This is a genomic window from Streptomyces sp. NPDC002623 (assembly GCF_053592635.1).
Genome location: NZ_JBSFWB010000040.1, coordinates 49,483 through 68,170 on the forward strand (window position 1 = coordinate 49,483; position 18,688 = coordinate 68,170).

Genomic DNA, 18,688 nt, shown 5'->3' on the forward strand with positions numbered 1-18,688 from the left:
AAGTGCCGCTGAGACTGATCGCGATCGAGACTGATCGCGATCGCGGGTGGTCCGGCTCAGCCGCGCCGCCAGGCGGGGTTCAGTCGGATCTCGATGTCGTCGGACACTGTCTCCGGCGCTGGGTCGGCCGTCACGCGGACCTGTAGCGGACGGTCGGTGTCGGCCTCGACGAACGACAGGGGCGGGCGGCCTTCCTGCAGGTGCTTGTCGCCCCACTGCATCAGCGACAGGAACACCGGCAGCAGATCCTCGCCGGCCTCGGTCAGCCGGTACTCGTCGCGGGCCCGGCTCCCCGGCTCCCGGTAGACAACGGGCACGACGATCTGCGCGGCCTTCAGCTGTTTGAGTGCCCGTGACACCGCGGGTGCCGAGGTCCCGATCCGCTCCACGAAGTCCTCGAACCTGGTTGTGCCGTAGAAGCATTCGCGGACCACCAGGAACACCGTCTTGGTGCTGAGCAGGTCCAGCACCCGCCCCGCCGAGCATCCGTCGCCGATCGACCACGCATCCCGGTCGCGCAGCCGTTCCTCGAACTTCATCGCCGCTCCGCCCTTGTGACTAACGATTGCGTTATCCAGCGTGCGCATGATGTTATCTCAGTAACGACCTCGTTACCCAGGTGGGAGATGCTGTGGTTGCAGCAGCAGTCGCGAACGTCGCCGCCGACGTCGAGATCGTCTTCGACCCGAGGTGGCCGCGCGGATCGTCGACGGCCTGAAGGCCGAGGCCACGGAGGTGCTTGCGGGCGACGCCGCCGTCGCGGCCGAGGCGGCGCTGTCCGGCCCCGTGGAGCGCCTGACCTTCTCGGCCGCCCGTCGGCACCGCATCCCGACATTCGAGGAGACGTGAACCGTCATGCCGCTGTGGACCATTCATCACACGCCCGGAATCTTTACCGACGCGGAAAAGCATCGACTCGCCTCCCACATCACCGACCACTACGAAAAGGTCGGATTGCCCCGGTTCTACGTGGTCACGCTGTTCCATGAGACCCGGCCCGAGGATTTCTACGTCGGCGGGGAGCCCACCCCGGTCGGGGTCCGCATCGCCATCGACCACATCGCCCGCCACAACCCCGACCGGGAGAGCCGGCGCCGCACCGCCCAGTGGATCAAGGGCATGCTCCAGCCCCACCTCGAACGGAACGCGGGGCTGCACTGGGAGTTCCACATCGACGAGACCAGCGACGACCTCTGGATGATCAACGGGATCGCGCCGCCCCCGGCCGGCTCCGACGCCGAGAAGCTCTGGGCCGAGAACAACTCGGCGTCCTCCTACTGATCGCGCCGCCGGTACCGTCCCCGGAACAGCCGGACCGCACTGCCATCAGGTCGCCGGTGCTGACGGAAGCGAAGGCCAGGTGCTGGAGCCCGGTGGTTGGCTCCGGGACTATCGGCTCGTGTCCGGCAGGGTCAGAAGGCCCCGTGGTCGCTCGGGGCGGGACGTCAGCCAGTGCCGCGCGTTCCCGCCAGTGCGCGTCCGCTGACGATCTCGGACTCGATCCGCACGAACACCTCGTCCCGCAACGGCATCCAGGAGCTGGGGCCGACCTGAGTCAGCCGTTCGTGTTCCGCGGGGTCGGTCACCACGCCGGCCCGCCCGGTCACGACCACGCTCCAGCCGGATCGGGTCTCGGCATCGAACTCGTCCGCCTCGAAGGCGACCACGACGCCGTCGATGGCGTGCACGAGGTCCGAGCCCGACGCGGTGCACAGCAGCACAGCGGCGTCCGCGTCCAGCGAGAAGTTGATGGGGAGGACCGCGGGCAGGGCGTGTCGGGTGTACACGACGCGGCCGACCGGCACCCGGATATGGACCTGCACCGACGTACGGTCGAGGGTCCCGCCCGCAGGGTCCTGCTGGACGCCTCGCACGAGGCGGCCTCGGCCTGCGCACCTCCCGCCGCTTCGAGGGGACGGAGGTGCGCTGGACCGTCCACCTGGATCAGGACGACGTCCACCTGTCGGCCGTAGAGGCCCGGGCCGTGCCGCCGACGCGGCCAGCCTGCTGCCGCTGCTGCGACCGTCCGTCGTAGACGTGGTCGGCGCCGGACGGGCCCCCGGTCGGTGCGCACCGAGGACCAGGCACAAGCAATGCACGGCGTGGCCGACGACTGGCTGCGCCGGCTGTGGAGAGGAGGTGGACCGCCATGACCGACACCGTGTTGGTCACCTACGGAACGACGAACGGATCCACGGCGGAGATCGCCGAAGCCGTCGCCGAAGTCCTGCGTAAGAGCGGGCTGACCGTCGAGGCACTTCCGGCCCGGTCCGTGACGAGCGTGGCGCGCTACGACGCCGTCGTGGTCGGCGGCGGGCTCTACGCGGGGCGCTGGCACAAGGACGCGCGGCGGTTCGTCCGCCGCAACCGCGTCCTCCTCGCGCAGCGGCCCGTGTGGTTCTTCAGCAGCGGCCCGCTCGACGCCTCCGCCTCCGAGCGGCACATCCCGCCCGTGCGGGGCGTGCAAAAGGCCATGAGCCGACTGGATGTCCGAGACCACGTCACCATCTCGCCCCGCAGGGTCACGGCGGTCGCGCCACCGACGGAGTGCCGCGTGCGGTACGGCGTGGACCGTCCGGCAGGCGAGGGAGACAGGACGACCCAGGCGGATCGGGTGTTTACCCGACAAGCTGGATGTGTGGGGCAATCTCGTCAGTCGGACAGAGGATGGTGAGGAGCGTCATGAAGGGCTATGTCTTCCACGGCCCGGGACAGTCCGCCTGGGAAGAGGTACCGGACCCAGCCGTCAAGGAACCCACCGACGCCATCGTGCGGGTCGACGCCGTGACCATCTGTGGCACGGACCTGCACATTCTCAAGGGTGACGTGCCCGAGGTGCGCCCCGGCACGGTCCTGGGCCATGAGGCCGTAGGCGAGATCATGGAGGTCGGCAGCGACGTCCGGACCGTCCGTCCGGGCGATCGTGTGCTGGTCTCCTGCATCAGCTCCTGCGGCCGCTGCCGGTTCTGCCGGGACGCCATGTACGGCCAGTGCCGGGGCGGCGGGGGCTGGATCCTCGGCCACCTGATCGACGGGACCCAGGCCGAGTACGTCCGTGTCCCCTACGCGGACCTGTCCGTGCACGCGCTGCCCGGCGCGGTCGAGAGCAAGGACGCCGTCCTGCTGGCGGACATCTTCCCGACCTCCTACGAGGTCGGCGTCCTCAACGGTCGGGTGCGCCCGGGCGACACCGTCGCCGTCGTCGGGGCCGGACCCATCGGCCTCGCGGCGATCGCCACCGCACACCTGTTCGCCCCCGAGCGGATCGTCGCCGTCGACCTGGCCGCATCCCGGCTGGAGGCTGCCAAACGGCTCGGCGCCGACGCCGTGGCCGACGCCGCCGAGGACCCCGAGCAACTGGTCGCCGACCTCACCGACGGGCTCGGCGCGGACGTGGTCATCGAGGCGGTCGGCGTGCCGGAGAGCTTCGAACTGTGCACGCGCATGGTCCGGCCCGGCGGTCACGTCGCCAACGTCGGGGTCCACGGCAAGCCCGCCACGCTGCACCTCGAAGACCTGTGGATCAAGAACGTGACCATCACCACCGGCCTGGTGGACACCCACTCCACGCCCACCCTGCTGCGCATGGCCGCCGCAGGCCGGCTGCCCACCACGCAGCTCGTCACCCACACCTTCCCGCTGGAGCACATGGAGGAGGCGTACGACGTCTTCGCCCGGGCCGCCGACACCGGCGCCCTCAAGGTGGTGCTCGGCGGACAGCCGCACGAGGAGGTCGCCGTCCGGGCGGCCTGACGAGAGGACGTGACTGGCCGTGGCCGAACAGACACCGTCGAACACGACGGACAGCGCGCCCTCGGGCGATCTGGGCCGCCGACTTGCCGCGCGCCGTGTCCACCTCGGGCTGACACGAGAGGAGACGGCCGCCCGGGCGGGCATGGCCCCAGCTATGTGGCATACCTGGAGCAGAGCCCGGACGCCGCGCCGAGCCGGGGCGCACTGCTCGCACTGGCGGCCCCACTAGGCCGGTGGACCGGGACCGGCCGGGCCCGCTGTCGCTGCGCATCACGCCGCCCGGGCGTCCGCCCGCCGCGTCGCCTCCGCCGCGCCACGGCGGTACCGGTGTCCGGTGTCCGGTGTCCGGTGTCCGGTGTCCGGTGTCCGTTGTCCCAGGACCGTGCGGCCTTGTCGGTCTGGCGACGCAGCCTGCCGGAGTCGGCGCCGAGGTCGCCGAAGACCCTGGAGGTGCACGCGCAGGCCGTCATCGCACGCGTTGGTCGGCGGTCGCATCGGCCCGGTGACGCACGCGGTGCTGCAGCACGCCTCGGCGCCGGTAGCGGTGGTGCCGCACGACTGACAGAGGGAAGCAAGCCGTCCTCGGAGACAAGGGACGACCAGTTGCCACAGCCGACCGGGTCCGTCCCGGGTCCATCACGGTCCCGATCCCGGAGGGAGGCGCGGTCCCCGCGAAGAACACGATCGCGGTACGGGTCTCGCACACCTCCGCGCGCGGAGCCTGCCCGCCGGGGCGGCCGGACTCACTCATGGGGGACGACGGCGACGGGGCAGCGTCCGTGATGGAGGGCGGCGTGGGCGACGGGACTCAGGTGGGGTGCCACACCGTGCCGGTGAGCGCGACGGCCGACGACCAGGAGCGCGGCGCCTTCAGAGGCATGCAGGACGGCCTTGGCGGGGCTCGCGAGACGGATGTCGTCGGCCACGTCCACCTGCGGGTACTTCTGGTGCCAGGGGCGGAGGACGTTGTCCAGTTCCTTACGCGCGTCCTTCGTCATTTCCTCGCTGACGTGGTGGTCCACTCCCCAGGGTGTGCGCGCGTGGAGCGGCACGCTGCGGCCGTGGACGGCCAGGAGGGGAACACCCCTGGCGGCGGCGCTGTGGAACGCGAAGTCGATGACCTCGTCGCAGGCTTCGCGCAGTTTCAACGCCACCACCACGCGACCGGCAGGCGTGGAGGCAGGTCCCTCGTCATGGGCTTCGGCGCGAACCACCACCACCGGCCGCTCGGCCCGTGCCACGATCGGCATGCTGACGTCGCCCATGAAGTAGCTCGCGATGGATCCCAGCCGATGTGAACCGAGCACGAGCATCTCGGAATCGGAGGCTGCATGGAGCAGCGCCTCCTGGGCGTCTTCGGCGACCAGGCTCCCGACGACGGTCAGGCCCGGATGGTGGGCCTGCAACTCGGCTTGAGTGGTGTGGACGAGACGTTTGGCCCAGTAGTTCTGATCGACTTCCGAGGGGACGCCGGCCGGTTCCGGCGCGAGCAGGGGCCACGCGTGCAGCAGGCGCAGCGTGAGCCTGCGCTTCTCGGCCTCGTCGGCGGCCCACCGGGCAGCCGTGAGGCTTCCGGGTGAACCGTCGAGGCCCACGGTGACGACTGGTTGCATGGCGGCGGCCTCCGTCTCGTACGAAGCTGGATACGACGGTGGATGACGGTGAACGACTCCGATGGCGTGCATGCTCCGGACGTCGAAGGCATGCCGACCGCGGTACCTCTCTCCTTTGAGGAGTACCGCAATCCCCTCCTCGGCGCATGTGGAGCTGCGGCGGAGGACGGCGGGCATGGGGTACCCGCCACGAGACACGAGAGGAGACGAGTGCGGTGGGGATTCCCCTGGTGGTCGGCATCGGCGGGTCAGAAGCCGGCCGGCCTGGAGGCGGTGGACCGGGCCGCCGCGTCCTTCCTCCGTCACTCCCGTTCACCCGGGCGGAGGTGCTGTGGAGGCATCCGGGCCATCGAGGGTGGCCGGACCCGCGGCGTGATGGCCGGGTACCGATGCCTGGCCGTCCTGGGTGACACGGCACGCGGCAGCTCGGGGGCGGAGCGGGACGCCGTTGGCGCGCAGCACCTCGCGGACGCCCAGGATCAAGGGGAAGACCTCATGATTGCGGTCCTCGCCCTGCTCTTCCCAGGCCTGCTGCTCAGCCTCAACGGCCATCCGGTCCTCGGCGAACACCCGCTCGGTGAAACGCCTGATCAGCGGCCACGCCAGATTCAAGGCCCCGGGAATCCCGGGCTTCTCGATCATGAGCAGGCCATAGGTGTGACACGCGCGCTGCTCGGCATCCTCGGGCACGTACGCGACCCAGAGACGGAAGGCCGGACGCTCGGCGCCCTCCGGGACGAGGTCAAGTGTCTGGTACGGGTATTCGGTACGGATGGTCATGACGTCGCTGGAGTCACCGCCACCGATCCTCTCCGCGGCCAGCAGGCCGGCCGCGCGGTTCCGCTTCCCCCCGGCATGGGTGAACAGGTACCGGGCCTCCACCGACCGCGGCCCGGTCCGGTATCCCAGCAACTGGGGGTGGAGCCTGCCGACGACGCCCCGGTGGAGGAACTGGTGATTCATGTCGAGCAGGTTCTCGTGCATGAACGAGTAGTGGCAGTGCACGGTCCGGGAGAAGGTCATGGTCTTGTACTGCGCCGAACCGTATGCCGGCAGGTCGGGCAGGGGGGTGACCGCCGCCTTCTCCGCATCGCCCGGGAAAACGAACACCAGGCCGTACGCCTCGCGGACGGGATAGCTGCGCACGCCACGCGGCGGCCGGCCATCGCCCTTGGACAGGTACGGGATCTGCGAGAGACGGCCGTCGCCGCGATAGACCCACGCGTGATAGCCGCAGCGCAGCGTCTCGCCCTCCACGGCCCCCATGCTCAGCGGCACTTGACGGTGGGCACACCGGTCCTCCAGCGCGTGGACGGTACCGCTCTCCCCGCGGTAGAGCGCGATGCGCTCTCCGGCGAAGGCGGTCGCGAGCACCCGCTTGCTGCGCACGCTCCCGGACAGTGCGACCGGATACCAGAAATCCGGGTTCGCCCCGACGCGCCGCAGGTCGACCATGCATACCTCTCCCTCGCCCGTGGGACAGAGCCCCCTCCATCCTCCCGGCCGCCCGCCACCGACGCACTACCCAGCGCATCCGGACGGGTGAGCGACTCCACCCTCGGCGAGAGGTCACGGACGGCCTGGAGGAAGCCGCTGCCGAGCAGGAACCAGGACCGGCTGGTCGGCAGGTGGCTCGTCGTGAGCTCGCAGGCTTGCTCCGCTCCGACGTGACCTGAGCGCAGGGTGAACGCGATGATCCCTTCAGGGTTCAAGCGCTTGAGCAGATGCCAAGCAGACGTCGAAGATGCCGGCCGAGTCGGCGCCGGAGCGGCACTCGCTCAGCCCCCGCCCCCCCGGCCCTACGGGGTGATGGAGTCGATGTAACCGCCGTCGACGCGGATGGCCCCGCCGGTGGTCGCGGAGGCCAGGGGCGAGCTGAGGTAGACGACCATGTTGGCGATCTCCTCGGGCTCGATGAGCCGCTGGAGCAGGGACTGCGGCCGGTGGTCCCGCATGAAGGCGCGCTGGGCCTCGTCCCAGGGGAGGTCGGCGTCGACGAGTTGGTAGACGAACTCCTCCACGCCCTGGGTGTGCGTGGGGCCGGCGATGACGGAGTTGACGGTCACCCCGCTGCCCGCGGCCTGTTTGGCGAAGCCGCGGGAGACGGCGAGGAGCGCGGTCTTGGTCACTCCGTAGTGGATCATCTCGACGGGCGTGACCACGGCGGAGTCGCTGGCGATGTACTGGACGCGCCCGAAGCCGCGGTCGATCATGCCGGGCAGGTACAGGCGGGTGAGCCGGACCGCGGCCAGCACGTTCACCTCGAAGTAGCGCCGCCACTCGTCGTCGGTGATCTCCAGGGCGGGCTGTGCGCCGAAGATGCCCAGGTTGTTGACCAGGATCTCCACATGCTCCAGGGCGTCCCCGATGCGTCGGGCGCCCTCGTCGGAGGCGGCGTCCGCCACGACGGGCACGACGTCCGCGCCCGGCACGGCGGCGCGGACGCGCTCGACGGCCGCGGTGACCTTCGCCGGGGTCCGCCCGTTCACTGCCACGCGGGCGCCCGCCCGGGCCAGCCCGACGACGATGGCCTCTCCGATGCCCTGCGTGGAACCGGTCACCAGGGCGGTGGAGCCGGTGAGATCGAGCTGCGTCATGGAGGAAACTCCCGTTCTGTGCCTCTGCGGTGCACATCTTGCTCGGGGAAGCGCGCCGGGGACGCACATCGAAGGCTCCGCCCGGGGCAGGCGGCACCGCGCGACGCGTACCCGTCTTGCACGCCCGCATTCAGCGTGGCCAGCGTCACCATATTTCCTTCTCGCGTACGACACCCATGGAGCGGGTCGCGGTCCCGCACCGCGGTGGCATCCTCAGCGGCTGGCTGTGCCGACCCTCCTCCGGCAGGGTCCATGCCACCGTCATCGTGTGGGGCGGCCTCAGCGGCTGGGGAGCGGCATACCTGCCGATCGCCGACGCGTACACCGCGCGCGGCCTGGCCTGCCTGCTCGCCGAAGGGCCCGGTCAGGGGGAGTCCCGGCTGACCCACCAGCTGTATGTCGACGAGCGCGTGACCGAGGGCTTCGCCCGCTTCGTCGACCTGGTCGAAGCCGATCAGCGGCTCGACGGCCCCATCGGCATCCAGGGCATGAGCTTCGGCGGCCTGTTCGCGGCCCACCTGGCTGCCACCGACCCGCGTGTGGCCGCTGTCGCGGCGAACGGTGCCCCGGCGGTCCGACCGTCTCGCCCCCACCGCCGGCAGCACGAACCGCTGGGACCACCCATGGACTTCACCGTCGAGACCGCCACCGACGCGGTCGTGGAGAGCTTCCAGGACCCCAAGGACCCCCGGCTGCGGACGGTCCTGGAGAGCCTGACCCGCCCTCTTCATGACTTCGTACGGGACATCGAGCCCACGATGGAGGAGTGGGAAGCCGCGATCGACTTCCTCACCGCCGTCGGCCAGACGTGCGACGACACCCGCCAGGAGTTCGTCCTGCCCTCCGACGTCCTGGGCGTCTCCACGCTCGTCGAAACCCTGAACGGGACCGAGCACGGAACAGAGAGCACCGTTCTCGGTCCCTGCCACATGACCGCCTCCCCGTATCGTGAACTCGGCGAATCCATCGACCTGATGGGCACCGCCCACCCCTGTGTGATCTCCGGCCGGGTGACAAGCGCCGACGGCACACCACTGGCGAACGCCGAACTCGACGTGTGGCAGTGCACCGAGGACGGCTTCTACGACGTCCAGCAACCCGACGTGCAGCCACCGGGGAACGGACGCGGACTGTTCCGTACCGACGGCGAGGGCTGCTTCTGGTTCCGCACTGTGGTCCCCTCGCACTGCCCGATCCCCACCAACAACCCTGTGGGCCGCCTTCTCCAAGCCGCTGACAGGCACCCGTGCCGGCCCGCCCACGTCCAGTTCATCGCGAGCGCCGACGGTCATCGGACAGTCACCACCCACGCGTTCGTCGCCGACAGCCCCTATATCGACTCCGAGGCCGTCTTCGCCGTCAAGCACGGTCTCATCACCGACTTCAGCGAGTCCCACGACACCGGGAAGCCGACCGTTTCGGCGTGGCCGCCCCCTTCACCCACGCCACATTCGACATCGTCCTGAGCACCGCGCCGGAGGCAACGCCGTGACCACCCGACAGCCGAGTTTCACCTCGTGGACGGCCGTGCCGAGTCCGGGGCCGTGCCGGACGGTGCCATGGATTCCAGTGGAAATTGCTCGATTTGATCCACTTTTCGAACAGCCTTTACGCTACCGAATGGGACAACGGCTGTGGCCGGCACGGACACCTTGGGGAAGGCGTGATGTGGACCGGGTACATCCGGCACGGCTGGTGCCGACCGTGACCAAGCCACCGTCCGGTGCCGGGAATCAACCCTCACTGCTGGGGCGGAACGACCTCCTGCGCGCCGTACGCGCCCACACCGAACGGGCGCGCGCCGGTCACGGCGGCCTGTTGCTGATCATCGGCGAGGCGGGCATCGGCAAGACGTCCCTCGCCGGTTGCGCGGTCCAAGAGGCGAAGCACCAGGACATGGCCGTGCTGCGCGGGTCGTGCTGGGACGCCGACGGCACTCCCGGGTACTGGCCCTGGTCACAGGTCGTCCGGGGTCTGCGGAGCGCCGTTCGGGCAGAGGCGTGGGAGGCCGCGTCGGACGCTGCCGGCGCGGCGTGCCAGGTTCTGCTGGGCAGCGGCTCCAAGGCAGCGGAGGTGGACCGGTTCCAGTTGTTCGACGCGGTCACGACCGTACTGGTCACCGCCTCGCAGCAGCAGCCGGTGCTGGTGGTGCTGGAGGACGTGCACTGGGCGGACGCGGCGTCGGTCGCCCTGCTGGAGTTCGCGGCTCAACACATATCGCTGGAACGGGTGTTGATCGTGGCCACGTTCAGGGATGTGGAGATCGAGCGGCCGGACCATCCCTTGCGTGACCCGTTGCGGTCGCTGATGACCCGGGCCACGACGCTGGCGCTGACAGGGCTCGGCACTGCGGACGTCACGGAGCTGATGCGCCGTACGGCGGGGCGGACACCGGACGAGGGAGTCGTCGGCGAGGTCCTGCAACGGACGGGCGGTAACCCCTTCTTCGTCCAGGAGACCGCCCGCCTGTGGGCGGGCGGTCATGACGTGACCGCGATCTCGCCAGGCCTGCACGCGTCCCTCCAGCAGCGGTTGGCGCTGCTGGACGATCCGGTGGCGGAGTGTCTCGGTGCCGCGTCCGTGCTGGGACGGCGTTTCCACGCAGACACGCTGGCGAGCGTCATCGGAGAGTCGCCGGCCCAGGTGAGGCGGTGGCTGGCCCAGGCCGTGGACGCCCAACTGGTGGAGCACGACCGGTCCGGCGAGGTCGTCTTCAAGCATGACCTCGTACGCGAGACGCTGTACCGCGACCTGGACGCACCCCGCGCGCGCCGACTGCACGCCGCCGCCGCGGGTGCGCTGCGGAGCACGGTGGCGGCACTGGACATGACCCTCCCGGTCGAGCTGGCGCGCCACGCCTACTTCTCCTTCGAGGAACTGGACCGCGACGTGGCGGTGGACCTGATGCTGTCCGCGGCACGCCACGCGGAGACCCGCATGGCTCATGAGGAGGCCGCGGGACATTACGGCCGCGCCCTGGACCGTCTCGGCCGGGCGGCCCCTCGGCGGCGGGTGTTGCTCGGGCTCGACCTGGGGCTGGCGCTCCAGCTGTCCGGTGAGCACGAGCGGTCCTGGAGCGTCTTCGGCGACGCCGCGGCTCTGGCGAGGGACCTGGGCGACCCTCTGCTGATGGGGCGGACGGCACTGACCCTGTACGGGGCCGACGGGCACGGGGACACCGCCCTGCTGAAACAGCGCGCCCTGCGATGGGCGCTCGGGCAACGCACCGGATCCGGCGCGACAGCGGACCCGGGGGACGGTGATCTGCCGCTCTCGCAGTCCCACCTGGCCCGGCGCGTCGCGACGGCGGTGGTCGTCGGCGCCCGTGCGGCAGGTGATGACGACACCCTGCACATCGGTCTGTGGGCGAAGCTGCAGTCCGAGTGGGGCCCGCGGACGGCCGGAGGCCGGCACGCCCTGGCGTCGGAACTCATCGCGCTGTCCCGCAACCGGGGCGACCGATGGACGGAGCACGTCGCGATGTCCATGCGGTGGGTCGCGGCAGTCGAATCCGACGATCCTCGGTTCCTGGAAGACTTCCACGCCATGCTGTCGGTGGCCGCCGCCGACGGCTCACCCCGCCTGCGTCTGACCGCGATCATCGACCGCAGCGTCGTCCACGCCATGACGGGCGGGTTCACCGAGGCGGCGAACCTGCTCGACGCCTCCGTGTCCATGAGTACGCCGGGCCCCAACTACTACCAGTACTTCATCTCCCATCACCGCTGGACGCTGCTCCTCATGCAGGGCAGGTTCACCGAGGCGAAGGAGCTGCGGGGCGAACTGCGGCGTCAGCAGCACCCGTACGTCGATCTCGTGGAGGCACTCACCGAACTGGAAGCCGGCGAGAGCCCGCGCGTGCCCGTCCCGCGGCCGGGCGCCGGTGGCGGCGACACAGTGCTGCACCGCAGTGTCACCCCTCTGTGGCTGCGCTACCAGGCGCAGGCGGCCGCGGCTTCGGGCGATGCCGCGTGGTGCGACAACGCCCGCGCCGCGCTGGCCCCGTACGCGGGCCAGTGGCTGGTCTCCCTCTTCGGATGGGACATCAGCGGCCCGGCGTCCCTTTGGCTGGGCATCCTCGATGCCGGGCAGCGGCGCTGGGAGTCGGCGGTGCGCCACCTCACCGAAGCCCGCCGATCGGCCGACCGGTTGCACGCGCTGCCGTGGTCACTGCGCGCCCGCGTCGAGCTGGCCCTCGCGCTGGCGGCGCAGGGAACGGGCGGCGAGCAGGCCCTCGACGCGCTGCTCGACGAGACAGCGACGCAAGCCCACCAACTGGGGATGACTCACCTGCTGGCCCGCATCGCGCACCTGGGCCCGCGGCCCGTGCAGGACGAGCCGGCCCGCCTGTACGAGTTCCACCGCAACGGCGAGGTGTGGCGGCTGACGTACGGGGGCCGCACCACGCACATGCCCGACGCGAAGGGGCTGCGGGACCTGCACTGTCTGCTGAGCGAACCCGGCCGCGACGTCCCGTCCGTCCGGCTGCTGAACCCGCAGGACGATGCCGTGGCGACTGCGCACACCATGGGGGCCGACGAGGTGCTGGACGACGAAGCACGCCGGCGGTATCGCCGACATCTGGAGCGGCTGGAGACAGAGATCGACCGGGCCGTCGAGCAGGGGGACGACCGGCGCGCGGCGGCCTACGACCAGGAGCGCGCCGCCCTGCTGGAGGAACTGCGCCGGTACGCGGGCCTGGGCGGCCGGGCCCGCAGGCTGGGCGATTCGCGCGAACGCGCCCGTAAGAACGTCACGGCCCGCATCCGTGACACCCTGCGCCGGCTGGACGAGCAGCACCCCGAACTGGCAGCCCATCTGCGGCGCACGGTGTCCACCGGGACGATGTGCCGCTACACACCCGACCAGGACATCCGCTGGCATGTGTGACCTGGTGGGTGAACCCCCGGCCCACGCGGCCACCGCATGACGGTGACCGCGAAGCCCGAGTTGTGCGGACGGGTCACAGGGGTTGCCAGTCGTGCCAGTCGCTGCCGGGCCGGTGCTGCCAGCGGTGGTGGACGCCGCCGGGGTTGTTGGCGAAGATCTCCAGCCGTCCGTCACGGTTGCGGAGGGCCTGGACGAAGTAGCCTCCGCCGCCGAGGTCTTGCCATGTGCGCCATGCGCCGGTTGCGTCGACCTGGTAGTTGTGCTGGAGGACCTGGTCGGTCAGGGCGAAGATCTCGATCCGCTCGTCGTGCGATTCCACCGTGGCGAGACGCGCGTCTGCCGGGCCGCCGAGCGGCTGCCAGTCGTGCCAGTCACCGCCGGGGGTGTTCTGCCAGCGGTGGTGAACGCCGGTGGAGTTCGTGGCGAACGTCTCCAGCCGGCCGTCGCGATTGTGCGCGACGGCGAGGTGTCCGCCCCCGACGCCGAAGTCGACCCACTGGCGCCAAGTGCCGCTCAGGTCGGTCTGGCAGGTGTGGCGGAAGACGTCGTCGGTCAGAGCGAACAGCTCGATCCGTCCGTCCGACGCGGGGGAGGCCGCTAGCCGAGCACTCGGCGGACCGCCCAACGGCCGCCAGTCGTGCCACGTGCCGCCGGGGGTGTCATGCCAGCGGTGATGCACCCCGGCGGCATTGCTGGCGAAGACCTCCAGACGTCCGTCGTGGTTCTTGGCAACCGCCAGGTGATCGCCGCCTCCGCCGGATGTGTTCCACTCGCTCCAGTCGGCGGAGACCTTGACCTGGTACCGGTGCATGAAGGTCTCGCCGTTCATCGCGAACAGCTCCAGCCGTCCGTCCGGCGACGCCGACAACGTGACCGTCGCGTTCGCGGGCCCGCCGAATGCCTGCCACCCGGACCAGGTTCCACCGGTCTCGTGCTGGTAGGTGTGGTAGATCTGGTCGATCGCCCCGTGGAAGATCTCCAGTCGGCCGTCCCCGGACATCCCCACCGCCAGCCGTTGCCGCCGGTCCGGCACCACGGGGGCGTTCCACCAGCTTGTCTCCTGGCGGGCTCCCGCCCAGGAGAAGCTGAAGTGGATGTGGTTGGTGTGGGGGTTGGCGCCCCGGTAGGGCTGCCAGCCGGCGCTGTGCCGGTTGGCCATCCAGATACGCCGGTTCCAGATCATGTACATGATGCCGAACCGGCGGGCCAGGGCATGGGTGTTGCCGTGCCGGTCGGTGGCGTGGAGCCAGTCGATCAGGTCGTCGGCCAGATGGCCTTGGCCCTGGACGTTCACGCCCCAGTCCCAGGCACGGCCCTCCTTGTGCTCGCTCTGGCCTCCGCTGCCGCATTCCCGGCTGATCCCCAGGCTGGTCGTCTCGGGATACGCCGCGAGCACCAGGTCACGGAAGCCGAGCAGGCCGGGTTTGGCGGCGGGATCGCAGCCCTGCTGCGGATCGTAGAGCGCGTAAGGGTCGATGTCCGGACCGAAATCGGGTGCGGTGGGTGCCATACCGGGCTCCTTCAGCCTGCCCCCCGCCCGATGCGAGGGTGCCGTACCCGTAAGTGCGCGTGATCGGAACTCGCCACCGCCGGATGCGATCACGCGCCTTCCTCGTGGCAGGGCCCTCCGTGCCCGAAGGCGCGTCCGATCGGGCCGCCTCCGGTGCGTCCACGCACCGGTGCCGACGACCACGAGGAAGGCTCGCGCTGTGACACACCTCAGAACTCCTCGCCGGGCGGCCGTGTTGACGACGGTCACCGCCCTGGCTCTCACCGCCCTGGCTCTCACCGCCCTGGCTCTCACCGGGCTGAGCATCACCGCGAACAACGATGCCGGTCAGGCAGCCGCCGGGACCCGGCACGACGCCGCCGTCGTCGACACGGTCCGCACGGACGCGGGGCGGGTCCGCGGCGCCCGGTCGGGCGCGTACCGGATCTTCCACGGCATCCCCTACGCGGGCGCCCCGGCGGGACGGCACCGGTGGGCGCCACCCCAGCCGGTACGGCCGTGGAAGGGGGTCAGGGACGCCACCAAGCCGGGACCGCTGTGCCCGCAGGTGCCTTCGCCGTACGCGCAGGTGTCCAGCACGGAGGAGGACTGCCTGGTCCTGAACGTCACGACACCGCCCCCTTCGGCCCTGCGGCAGGCCGCGCCCGCGCCCGTGCTCGTGTGGATCCACGGGGACGGCTCCGTGGGTGGCGGTGCCTTTTTCGACGGGCGACGGCTGGCCGGGCGGGGTCTGGTGGTCGTCACCGTCAACTACCGTCTCGGCGTCTTCGGCGGTCTCGCGCTGCCGGGTCTGGAGGGGGCCGGCACCTTCGGCCTCCAGGACCAGCAGGCGGCGCTGGCCTGGGTACGGCACAACGCGCGGGCCTTCGGCGGTGATCCCGGCAACATCACGGTGGCCGGGGTGTCGTTCGGCGCGTCAGCGGTCGCCGGGCATCTGACCTCGCCCGGTTCCAGAGGCCTGTTCCACCACGCCGTCATGGCGAGCGGTGAGGCCATGATGGACATGCCGGCCGGCGCCATGGGGCCGGGCGTACCGGGATACCCCTGGTACGTCTGGCGGACCGGCCGCGAGATGGAGGACATCACCACCGAGATGACCTCGTCCCTCGGCTGCCGCAGCGACCGTCCCGAACGCACTCTCGCCTGCCTGCGCGCCCTGCCCGTGAAGACGATCCTCAAGGTGCCGTACATCATGAACGCCTTCCAGGCGTTCGGATACGGCAACGCCACCCTGCCCGAACTGCCGCCCACGGCACTGCGCGCAGGGCGCTTCCACCACGTTCCCGTCCTGTCCGGCGCGACGCGTGACGAGCACCGCGTGTTCGTCGGGATGACGTACGACGCGGTGGGCAAACCGTTCACCGAGGCGGACTACGACGACGCGCTGCGCACCGCGTTCGGGGCGAGCCGGGTGGCGCGCGTGCGGGCCGCGTATCCGTCGACCGCGTTCCCCTCTCCCGGCCTGGCGTGGGCGACCGTGATCACCGACCGGATGTGGGCACGCGGCACACAGGCCCAGCACACCGCGCTGGCACGGCATGTGCCGCTGTACGCCTACGAGTTCGCCGACCGCGACGCACCGATGTTCCTGCCGCTGCCGGGCGACTTCGACTTCGGCGCCTTCCATGCGGGCGACACCCCGTACCTGTTCGAGGACGAGGCGGCCGAGCCGCTGTTCACCCCGGCGCAGCGCCGCCTGTCGGCCACGATGGCCGGATACTGGGCGGCGTTCGCGCGAACCGGCGAGCCCCGCGGTGCGGGCCTGCCGCCCTGGCTCCCCCATGGATCGGCGGCAAGTGGCCGTCCATACACACAGTCGCTGTCACCGGAGCGGATCGGGCCCGTCGACTACCACCGCGAACACAACCTCGGTTTCTGGAGCCGTCTGCCCTGACAACCGGGCCGGCCTGCCCGCCGCACGGCAGGAGACTGCCGTACCCCGCCGCCAGACGCTTCGTTGAACCGGACAGGGACCTCTGAGCGACCGAGGAGCGTCCACCGCAGCGTTCGATCGGCACAGAAATGATTGGCACAGAGACGAAGGCCCGGTTCCATGTCCCTACCTGTCCTGCCGATGCCCCGAACGGCCGGGAGCGTGTTCCTGACGCTGGGGTACCGCCTCACCGTGACAACAGCCCTGCTGGGGCCGTGCACGCCGGCGGGCAGCACGCTCCCTCGCTCAGGGGCTGGGTGTGGACGGCGGGCGCCCTGGTCTACGGGAGATGGCTGCTCGCGCGAAACCGCCTGGCCCCGGTAAGGCTGGGGCGGTACCTGCTGTTCCTCGAACTCCTTCTGCAGATCCTGTTCTTCCTCATCTTCTTCCTCATCGCTGACGGCGCGGTCGGCAGCTGGTTCGCCGGAATCTGGAGCGGCTCGCCGTTCGGCGCGGGACTGCCCGGCGGGCTGCTCCTGGTGGCCCTTGCTCTCAGCGGCCGGTGGGCGACCGCCCACCTCATCTCCGGCGGGAGCCGGTGGGCCTTCGCCGGCCCTCGGGGGTGGGCCCTCGCCATCGCCAACCTGGTCAACTACGTGTACCCGCCCCTGTTCCGTCCCGTACCGCTGTCGGCCGGGCCGTCGCCCTCGGCCGCGCTCACATGGCGAAGCGAGACCTCAGGACCAGTTCTCCAGGCCCTCTGTCGCGGGCCGGCCGCCGTCTCCGTGTGCCAGTGACGCGAGGATCGCCGCACGGCAGACATCGAGGATTTCGTCCGCCAGTGGAGAGCCGTCCGGGCATGCCCGCGACAGCATGATCGCGCCGACCGAGTGGGCCAGCACGTCGATCACCGTGGCGCGGGCCGTGCGCTGGTCCGTGTCCGGCGACGCGTCGCCTCCGGCCTGTATGGCCGTCGTCAGGCTCTCTATGCCTGCTGCGAACTCCGTCCTGACGCCCTCGGGCAGACGTGCGGCGTCGCCGCTGAGGGCCGCGATGGTGCAGCCCTCACCGCGCCCGTCGCGATGTTCCCGGGAGACGTAGGACTCGACGAACTCGGCGATGTCCAGGGCTTCCGTCCTTGCCGCAGTCTGGGAGAGCCCGTTCGCGGACGCCTCGGCCATCAGGTCGGCCTTGGAGCGGAAGTGCTTGTAGAACCCGCCATGGGTGAACCCGGCCTCTGCCATCAGCTCCGCCACGCCGACACCGTCGTAGCCGCGCTCACGGAACAGTCTGGCGGCTGTCGCGACGATGTGCGCACGGTTCTGCTCTGCCTGTGCCCTGGTCACCCGCATGGCCGGCCCGCCCCTTCTGTCGACGCTCGACAGCCCAGCATACATAGATGTCGGGCGACATCTAAGCGGTTGACTTTTTAGATTATGACCATCATCGTAAGGTTCACCGACTGCAGAAAGGGTCAGGCCATGAGTGACACGCATGTGACAGCACCGACTCAGTACATCGAGGTCGACGGCGACCGGTTCGCCTACCGACGCTGGGGCAAGGCTTCCGGCGTCCCGATCTTCCTGATCCAGCACTTCCGCGGGGGAATGGACAACTGGGACCCCCTGCTCACCGACGGCCTGGCCGAAGGCCGTGAGGTCATCCTGTTCAACGGGCGCGGCATCGCCTCGTCATCCGGTACGCCGCGCAACCGGATGGAGGACATGGCCGACGACATCGCCGCGGTCATCCAGGCGCTGGGGCTGGAGCAGGTCGATCTGCTCGGCTTCTCGATCGGCGGTTACCAGGCGGAGGAGGTCGCGCTGCGCCACCCCCAGCTGGTGCGCAAGCTGCTCCTGCTCGGCACCGGCCTCCGGGGCGGGGACCCGACGAGCGACCCCAAGGTGCCTGACTACGCACTGAATCCGGTCCCCACCCTGGAGGACTTCCAGTTCCTGTTCTTCGGCCGCTCGGAAGCCGCGCGCGAAGCGGGCCGGGCTTTCTGGGAGCGACGCCATCAGCGCGCCGACCAGGACACTCCGAGCTCGCCCGCGGTCGCACAGGCGCAGTTCGAAGCGGCTATCGCCTATGCGGAACCGCTGCCGGGCGAGAATCCCTATGCCTACCTGAACGCGATCACCCAGCCGACGCTGGTCCTCAACGGCGAGAACGACGTGATGATCGCCTCGATCAACTCCTGGCACCTCGCCCAGAACATCCCCGACGCCCAGCTGATCATCTACCCAGGCGCCGGGCACGGAGCGCAGTTCCAGTACCCCGAGCGGTTCCTGAAGCACGCTCTTCAGTTCCTCGACGAGTAGCGTCGACGGCACACGTGCCACTCCTGCATGCCGTGACGGTTCGCCAGGTCGACCTGGCGTACCCGCACCGCCGGCCGCGCTGATTGAAGGAGTTCCGAATTTCAAACATCAGTAAACCCGTCACCAAAGTT

15 protein-coding genes and 2 pseudogenes are annotated in these 18,688 nt (G+C 70.3%); 10 read left to right on the forward strand and 7 right to left on the reverse strand.

Going from position 1 to position 18,688, the window contains the following annotated elements; all coding sequences use genetic code 11:
• Positions 1-56 precede the first annotated feature (56 nt).
• Positions 57-539 carry a winged helix-turn-helix transcriptional regulator gene (locus tag ACWD4O_RS41205; RefSeq protein ID WP_451288173.1) on the reverse strand — a complete coding sequence of 161 codons (483 nt, stop codon included), beginning with the start codon at positions 537-539 and terminating at the stop codon, positions 57-59.
• Positions 540-690: 151 nt separating this feature from the next.
• Between ACWD4O_RS41205 and ACWD4O_RS41210 the strand changes: the two genes are divergently transcribed.
• Together ACWD4O_RS41210 and ACWD4O_RS41215 are read left to right on the forward strand one after the other, a co-directional pair.
• The gene (locus ACWD4O_RS41210) at positions 691-849 is read left to right on the forward strand and encodes a hypothetical protein (RefSeq protein WP_451288174.1); all 159 of its coding nucleotides are present in this window, start codon (positions 691-693) and stop codon (positions 847-849) included.
• Positions 850-855: 6 nt separating this feature from the next.
• Positions 856-1,281, forward strand: a complete 426-nt coding sequence (locus tag ACWD4O_RS41215; RefSeq protein WP_451288175.1) for a tautomerase family protein — start codon at positions 856-858, stop codon at positions 1,279-1,281.
• A gap of 164 nt (positions 1,282-1,445) precedes the next feature.
• Here ACWD4O_RS41215 and ACWD4O_RS41220 read toward each other — a convergent pair whose 3' ends face one another.
• A complete protein-coding gene (locus tag ACWD4O_RS41220) occupies positions 1,446-1,823 on the reverse strand; it encodes a pyridoxamine 5'-phosphate oxidase family protein (protein ID WP_451288176.1) in 378 nt (125 codons plus the stop codon).
• A 326-nt stretch (positions 1,824-2,149) separates the two neighbouring features.
• Here ACWD4O_RS41220 and ACWD4O_RS41225 point away from each other — a divergent pair, with 326 nt between their 5' ends.
• Positions 2,150-2,674, forward strand: a complete 525-nt coding sequence (locus tag ACWD4O_RS41225; RefSeq protein ID WP_451288177.1) for a flavodoxin domain-containing protein — start codon at positions 2,150-2,152, stop codon at positions 2,672-2,674.
• Positions 2,675-2,682: 8 nt separating this feature from the next.
• Entirely contained in the window at positions 2,683-3,753 is a 1,071-nt protein-coding gene (locus tag ACWD4O_RS41230) for a zinc-dependent alcohol dehydrogenase family protein (RefSeq protein ID WP_451288178.1), read from the forward strand.
• A gap of 743 nt (positions 3,754-4,496) precedes the next feature.
• Here the strand turns inward: ACWD4O_RS41230 and ACWD4O_RS41235 are convergent.
• The 3 genes from ACWD4O_RS41235 to ACWD4O_RS41245 form a co-directional block, all read right to left on the reverse strand.
• Positions 4,497-5,366: a universal stress protein gene (locus tag ACWD4O_RS41235; RefSeq protein ID WP_451288179.1), complete on the reverse strand. Its 870-nt coding sequence runs from the start codon at positions 5,364-5,366 to the stop codon at positions 4,497-4,499.
• Positions 5,367-5,678: 312 nt separating this feature from the next.
• On the reverse strand, positions 5,679-6,821 hold the full coding sequence (locus tag ACWD4O_RS41240) for a Rieske 2Fe-2S domain-containing protein (protein WP_451288180.1): 1,143 nt from the start codon (positions 6,819-6,821) through the stop codon (positions 5,679-5,681).
• A 344-nt stretch (positions 6,822-7,165) separates the two neighbouring features.
• Positions 7,166-7,963 (reverse strand): SDR family NAD(P)-dependent oxidoreductase, encoded by a 798-nt coding sequence (locus ACWD4O_RS41245; RefSeq protein WP_358805360.1) that lies wholly within the window; start codon positions 7,961-7,963, stop codon positions 7,166-7,168.
• A gap of 176 nt (positions 7,964-8,139) precedes the next feature.
• Here ACWD4O_RS41245 and ACWD4O_RS41250 point away from each other — a divergent pair.
• The 3 genes and pseudogenes from ACWD4O_RS41250 to ACWD4O_RS41260 all read left to right on the forward strand — a co-directional run.
• Positions 8,140-8,493 (forward strand): annotated as a pseudogene (locus ACWD4O_RS41250) (alpha/beta hydrolase family protein); the annotation flags it as partial.
• Positions 8,494-8,586: 93 nt separating this feature from the next.
• Positions 8,587-9,455, forward strand: a pseudogene (locus tag ACWD4O_RS41255) (dioxygenase family protein).
• Between the two features lie 212 nt (positions 9,456-9,667).
• On the forward strand, positions 9,668-12,853 hold the full coding sequence (locus ACWD4O_RS41260) for an ATP-binding protein (protein ID WP_451288181.1): 3,186 nt from the start codon (positions 9,668-9,670) through the stop codon (positions 12,851-12,853).
• A 73-nt stretch (positions 12,854-12,926) separates the two neighbouring features.
• On the opposite strand, the gene ACWD4O_RS41265 is transcribed toward ACWD4O_RS41260, so the two are convergent.
• Complete coding sequence (locus tag ACWD4O_RS41265; protein ID WP_451288182.1) at positions 12,927-14,363, reverse strand: hypothetical protein; 1,437 nt, start codon at positions 14,361-14,363, stop codon at positions 12,927-12,929.
• Between the two features lie 199 nt (positions 14,364-14,562).
• On the opposite strand from ACWD4O_RS41265, the gene ACWD4O_RS41270 reads away from it, so the two are divergent.
• Both ACWD4O_RS41270 and ACWD4O_RS41275 read left to right on the forward strand, forming a co-directional pair.
• The gene (locus tag ACWD4O_RS41270; protein WP_451288183.1) at positions 14,563-16,257 is read left to right on the forward strand and encodes a carboxylesterase/lipase family protein; all 1,695 of its coding nucleotides are present in this window, start codon (positions 14,563-14,565) and stop codon (positions 16,255-16,257) included.
• 254 nt (positions 16,258-16,511) lie between these two features.
• Entirely contained in the window at positions 16,512-17,033 is a 522-nt protein-coding gene (locus tag ACWD4O_RS41275) for a hypothetical protein (protein WP_451288184.1), read from the forward strand.
• Here the strand turns inward: ACWD4O_RS41275 and ACWD4O_RS41280 are convergent.
• A complete protein-coding gene (locus ACWD4O_RS41280) occupies positions 16,974-17,588 on the reverse strand; it encodes a TetR/AcrR family transcriptional regulator (RefSeq protein WP_451288185.1) in 615 nt (204 codons plus the stop codon). The two genes, ACWD4O_RS41275 and ACWD4O_RS41280, sit on opposite strands and share 60 nt — an antisense overlap.
• 129 nt (positions 17,589-17,717) lie before the next feature.
• Between ACWD4O_RS41280 and ACWD4O_RS41285 the strand changes: the two genes are divergently transcribed.
• The gene (locus ACWD4O_RS41285) at positions 17,718-18,557 is read left to right on the forward strand and encodes an alpha/beta fold hydrolase (RefSeq protein WP_451288186.1); all 840 of its coding nucleotides are present in this window, start codon (positions 17,718-17,720) and stop codon (positions 18,555-18,557) included.
• Positions 18,558-18,688: the final 131 nt, after the last annotated feature.